Source organism: Bacteroides propionicifaciens DSM 19291 = JCM 14649, from assembly GCF_000375405.1.
In the GTDB taxonomy this organism is placed as follows: domain Bacteria; phylum Bacteroidota; class Bacteroidia; order Bacteroidales; family Bacteroidaceae; genus Bacteroides_E; species Bacteroides_E propionicifaciens.
This window is the reverse complement of the sequence record NZ_AQWS01000055.1, coordinates 1-5,907: the sequence shown is the minus strand read 5'-3', so window position 1 is coordinate 5,907 and position 5,907 is coordinate 1. Positions and strand designations below refer to the sequence as shown.

General features: G+C 38.3%; 5 protein-coding genes. 2 read left to right on the top strand and 3 right to left on the bottom strand.

Annotated elements, in window-relative coordinates; genetic code table 11:
* Positions 1 to 381: 381 nt before the first annotated feature.
* The 3 genes from B091_RS0111280 to B091_RS0111270 form a co-directional block, all read right to left on the bottom strand.
* Positions 382 to 936, bottom strand: coding sequence for a mechanosensitive ion channel family protein (locus B091_RS0111280; protein ID WP_018110102.1), 555 nt, complete (start codon positions 934 to 936; stop codon positions 382 to 384).
* Between the two features lie 104 nt (positions 937 to 1,040).
* Positions 1,041 to 1,562, bottom strand: coding sequence for an HdeD family acid-resistance protein (locus B091_RS0111275; RefSeq protein ID WP_018110101.1), 522 nt, complete (start codon positions 1,560 to 1,562; stop codon positions 1,041 to 1,043).
* Between the two features lie 4 nt (positions 1,563 to 1,566).
* Positions 1,567 to 2,712 (bottom strand): iron-containing alcohol dehydrogenase, encoded by a 1,146-nt coding sequence (locus B091_RS0111270; RefSeq protein ID WP_018110100.1) that lies wholly within the window; start codon positions 2,710 to 2,712, stop codon positions 1,567 to 1,569.
* A 395-nt stretch (positions 2,713 to 3,107) separates the two neighbouring features.
* On the opposite strand from B091_RS0111270, the gene trpB reads away from it, so the two are divergent.
* Both trpB and B091_RS0111260 read left to right on the top strand, forming a co-directional pair.
* Entirely contained in the window at positions 3,108 to 4,307 is a 1,200-nt protein-coding gene (gene trpB, locus B091_RS0111265) for a tryptophan synthase subunit beta (RefSeq protein WP_018110099.1), read from the top strand.
* A gap of 116 nt (positions 4,308 to 4,423) precedes the next feature.
* Positions 4,424 to 5,452, top strand: coding sequence for an asparaginase (locus B091_RS0111260; RefSeq protein ID WP_018110098.1), 1,029 nt, complete (start codon positions 4,424 to 4,426; stop codon positions 5,450 to 5,452).
* The last annotated feature ends 455 nt before the right edge of the window (positions 5,453 to 5,907 follow it).

Here is a 5,907-nt window from a genome sequence, read left to right as displayed (position 1 = left end):
CTATATCTTTGTACTGTGTTTTTCATAGTATTAGATTTAAGGTTAACAAGATTGGAGCAAAGCGTTGCTCCTTTTTTTATGTCCATATGTCAACCCACACTCTTTATCTCAGACCCCGATAAACTATCAAAATACCACTACCAATAAAACATCACTAATACTAGTGATAAAACAGACTCATTTTTACCCTTTATAAGCGATAGGATACTATCAGAAAACCCTTTATCTTTGTAGTGTTGAGAATTATTTAATTAGTCATAATTTTTATTACGTAGCCACATAAAATAAAAATTAAAAGGTCCAACCCCCGATACAGGGTTGGACCTTCTTTGTTTTATAAGGGCTAGCCAAAAGCCTAGCCAATCAAGTAACACTCACCTACTAATTCATAGGCTCGTGTGGTTCATTATCATTCGCATTGGGAGTGCGAGGTTTTTCACCAATAACAGTCACACCACGCTGCAACAATAAGCTATTCGGGAAGACATGAAGCTCACCATCATCTGTACGCAAGTGTGTGTAAAAAGTCAGCAAATCAACAACTCTTGCCTGTATAGGAAAATCCTTATCTAAAATCTGAATGTAATCACCAATCTTAATTGGCGAATTAAAGAAGATAATTATTCCTGCAGTTACATTGCTCAGAATAGACCATTGTGCAAAAAGCGCAACTCCAATCACAGCAAAAACAGACGATAGCGCTACAAAAATGTTTTGCTTATCTACACCCCAAATTGTGAATAAAGATATTACTGCCAATAGATTAATGGAAATTGTACAAACGCGTCGGATGGGCATAATCATCAACGATAATTTATGACTCAACGAGGCGTATTTATTGATTAACTTCACAATTGCATAACGCAAAAGAAGTGCACCAACTAACGTGGCGATCGTAGCTATAATCTGTGGCAAATATCCACCCAATGTACTCATACTCGTGCTTTAATAATGTTATATAACCTATTCCTTTTTAATTATAAATAAACCAACAAATTAAGTTTTAGAACTAATCTACATCAATATAGACCTTGTGGTCATCAAGTGGAGTTTGTTTTTTTAAACTTAATCCAATTTATCAGCTCAAAGATAGCATAAACTATGGCTGTTACACCAACCACCATTAATGTTGTTTCTCGAGCACCTGAAGGATTAGCTATAACAGCAATACCAGCAAGCAAAATCAAAGTAGGAATAACAAAGAAACCAAATGAAACCTTACGCCATTTTTTGGCACGAACTAGTGAGGTAATCTGCTGAAGTCCTCCCAAAATCAATATAAACCCAAGAATGATAGTCAGAATATCTGCAAAGAATCCTGGGATAATAATTAGAAACAAACCGAACATCAAACTCCCAATTCCCTCAAGAGGAAAAGGAATGTTTCCACTCTTCGATTTATTAGCCAAGTAGTTGATTATTGAAATCAGACTCGGAATCAAAAACAGAACACCTATCGTGATGATCAAGTAATTGATAGCGGCATCGGGCCATAGAATAATTACTAACCCAATGATTAGAGCAAATATAATTCGCAATAAAGAAAAACTAATACCTTTCATAAGCTTATACTACAGTTTTAAGTATTTCATACGCAACATCACCCGTAACGTTTTCTTGTTCGCCAAAGGCTGCTTTACGTTGTTCAAATCGTTTTTTAATCTCTTCTATAATATCCATCCCTATCTTTTCTTCAGACAAACGTGTGGTTAGCCCCAATGAACGGAAGAAATCTTCGGTCTTTTGGATTGCCTTATCAATGCGTTGATCGATTGTTCCGTGGTGAATATCCCAAACACGCTCAGCATACTGCACTAGTTTATCGGCCTTCTGATCACGAAGCACTTGCATGGTTCCTGGTAGAATAATAGCCAAGGTATGACCATGAGTCAATCCGACCAATGCTGTAATCTCATGACCGATCATATGAGTAGCCCAATCTTGAGTTACCCCCATAGAGATAAAGCCGTTGAGTGCCATTGTAGCCGATAACATAAAGTCGGACATGAGCTTATAATCTTTCTGATTAGCCTTAATCTGAGGAGCAATTTCGATGAGGGTTAACAATATGCCTTCAGCCCAACGATCCATAACACGAGACTGACCTGGAGTAGTGAGGTATTGTTCCACTACATGAACAAAGGTGTCGGCAATACCACAAGCTATTTGATAAGTTGGTAATGTGAAAGTAACCTCTGGATCTAGTATAGAGAACTTAGGGTAATTAGAATAAAAGCCATATTTCTCAGCAGTGTCTTTACGCGAAATTACTGCACCATTATTCATTTCGGAGCCTGTGGCAGGGAGCGTCAAAACAGTACCAAGAGGCAAGGTTTCAGATATTCGATGACCATCAAGCACAAGATCCCAAGCATCTTTATCACTTAGGATTGCTGCTGAAATAAGCTTTGAACCATCAAGAACTGAACCACCACCAACAGCAAGAACGAAATCAACATTCTTTTCTTTGCCCAAGGCTATAGCTTCACGTAAAGTCTCCACTGTAGGGTTTGACTCTATCCCCCAAAACTCATAATATTCATACCCTTGAAGAGCATCAATAACTTGCTTATAAACACCATTTTTCTTTACAGAACCACCACCAAAGGTTATTAAAACTTTAGCATCATGAGGAATCTCTTTCGACAAACGGGCAATCATGCCAGCACCCATAATGAGCTTTGTTGGATTTTGAAACACAAAATTATTCATAAGTTCGGTTATTTATAGATTAATATTTTATTACTAATTCCACCATAATAAAAACATAAGATGGGCTTAATAGTTCTTTATTTTGATAGGATATTTAAAGCTAATGAAGAATTGAGTAATTTAAAATTATTTACGATTTAATTTGTAAGTTAAAATCTTATTACATAGTTTTGCCTCTATCAACTTATAAAACAGATGAAATTTAAAATAACAAATACAAATTGCTGGTGGCGTCTTTTACAACTCAACGAGTCGTGAAGGAAGCATTGCCTATTTATATTTGTTAATTAAGTTTTGACGTATACAAAAATAGCCTTGTCGCCACGCGACAGGGCTATTTTTTTTGCTCGAGAATAAAATAAATCAAAAGAATAAAACTGAAACACCCCAAGACAATGAAAACATTTTTAGCAGACAAAGACGGATTTTATGGAGAGTTTGGAGGGACATTTATCCCCAAAGCACTAGAACCTTGTATAAAAGAATTACAAGACAAATACCTTGAAGTGCTCAATGACCCAAGCTTTAAAGCGGAATACGATGCCCTACTTAGAGACTATGTAGGTCGTCCTTCTCCGCTCTATTTTTCGGAACACCTTTCTAAGAAAGCCAACTGTAAGGTTTACCTTAAACGTGAAGACTTAAACCACACAGGCGCACACAAGATAAATAACACCATCGGTCAGATACTGCTAGCCAAACGACTGGGTAAAAAGAAAATTATTGCCGAAACAGGTGCTGGTCAACACGGCGTCGCTACGGCTACTGTTTGTGCACTGATGAATATGGAGTGCGAAATCTACATGGGCAAACTAGACGTAGAGCGTCAACACGTAAATGTACAACGTATGGAGATGTTAGGAGCTAAAGTACATGCAGCAACATCGGGAAGCATGACGCTCAAAGATGCTGTTGACGAAGCTATCGGTGCATGGGCAGCCAACCCTAAAGATATCTATTACCTCATTGGTTCAACTGTTGGGCCACATCCTTATCCTGACATGGTGAGCAGACTACAGTCAGTTATCAGCGAGGAAATCAAAAAACAGCTCACACAAAAAGAAGGTCGTGACTACCCCGACTACCTAATTGCATGTATTGGTGGTGGTAGCAATGCTAGTGGCACAGTATATCACTATGTTGACGACCTAAGAGCAGGTATTATCTTTGCTGAAGCTGGGGGTAAAGGTGTAGAGACTGGTCAGACCGCAGCTAGTATCCAAGCGGGTAAAGTAGGTATTCTTCACGGCTTCAAGACTATGGTGATGTTCGACGAAAATGGTGAAGTAAAAGAACCATATTCGATCTCTGCAGGACTTGACTATCCTGGTATCGGGCCACTTCCAGCGCACCTTGCTGCAGAAAAACGAGCAACAGTACTAGCTATCACCGATGACGAAGCACTTAAAGCAGCTTTTGAATTGACCGAAAAAGAGGGAATTATCCCTGCACTGGAGTCGGCTCATGCTTTGGCTGTGTTGGATCGTGTAAAATTCAAACCCGAAGACATCGTAGTCGTAACACTCTCTGGTAGAGGAGATAAAGATATAGATACTTACCTTAAAGAGAAAAACAGATTCCTGAAAAGCGAATAAGGGTAAAAGAATTAAAAAACTTTTTTATAATAAGTAATTATTAATACTTATATTTGAAACTATCAAGACAATTGATAGTTTTAGATTATATATTATATTGCCAAACTAGTTTCGATATGAAAGCAAACATCCTGCTGATATATACTGGTGGCACCATTGGAATGATTGAGAATCCGGAGACGGGTGCATTGGAGAATTTCGATTTCGACCATTTGCTCACCTACGTACCAGAACTCAAGAGGTTTAATATAAACTTCCACTCATTCCAGTTTGATCCGCCAATAGATTCATCAGATATGGACCCATCTTTTTGGGTTGATTTAGTGAAGATTATAGACCGTAACTACGACAATTACGCAGGGTTTGTGATTCTTCACGGAACTGATACGATGTCGTTCACGGCTTCTGCCTTGAGCTTTATGCTTGAGAATATCGACAAACCGGTTATTCTGACTGGATCGCAACTCCCCATCGGGAAACTAAGAACTGACGGGAAAGAGAATTTACTTACTGCAATTGAGATTGCTGCAGCACAACACGAAAATGGAGACCCCATCGTGCCTGAAGTCTGCGTATTCTTCGAAAACCACCTCATGCGAGGCAATAGAACAGTTAAGCATAACGCCGAAAACTTCAATGCCTTTAGCTCTTTCAATTACCCACCACTTGCAACTGTGGGGATTCATATCAAGTACGAGTACAATTTAATTCGAAATAAAAATAAGGGTAAAAGGCTAAAAGCACATTACCTCTACGACCCCAACGTGGCAATAGTAACCCTATTCCCTGGTGTGCAAAGAGATATTGTGGCACCTGTTTTTGAAAACGAGCGTGTAAAGGCTATTGTGCTTCGCACCTATGGCTCAGGAAATGCTCCTCAAAAACCTTGGTTTATCGATTTAATTAAGCAAGCGACACTTCGTGGTGTGATTATTATCAACATAACACAATGTGCTGCTGGCTCGGTAGATATGCAACGCTACGAAACAGGAATTCACCTACTCAATGCGGGTGTAATCAGTGGTTATGATAGCACTACAGAGTGCGCAGTAACGAAACTGATGTTCTTGCTAGGTCATGGCTACGATTATGAAAAGGTTAAGCACCTGATGAGTTCTAATTTGGCTGGCGAAATCACAAGGTAAATAGTTTTTTATTATAAGATATTGATTGGTGGTCTATTGGAGTATTTTCGAATAGACCACTATTTTTTTATACCCACTATTAGGGTATTACAAAAGTCCTTACTCGCAGCACCTAAATGAGCTACTCGTTTGGCTGCTGCGAGTAAGGACTTTTGTGTAAAGTAGGTAGTGGCTTACTTCATTGAATTGAAAAATAAGAAGGCTTAATCGGTGGGCTTTAATCTTTACGTAACCCAGAAGAGTAAGAATAAAGAGCTCGATTCACAAAACATTATATATATTCACTATATTTAATTTTAATATAAGTGAGTCGTACGAAAGGCTCTTTAAAATCGAAAGCATATAATGAAGAAAATAAACCGTTTATTTAGTCTACTTTTGCTCTTAGCTCCTATCTGCATAATGCTGTCATGGAGTTCCTAACTTTTCTTGTACAAATAGTTAAGCGACATTAT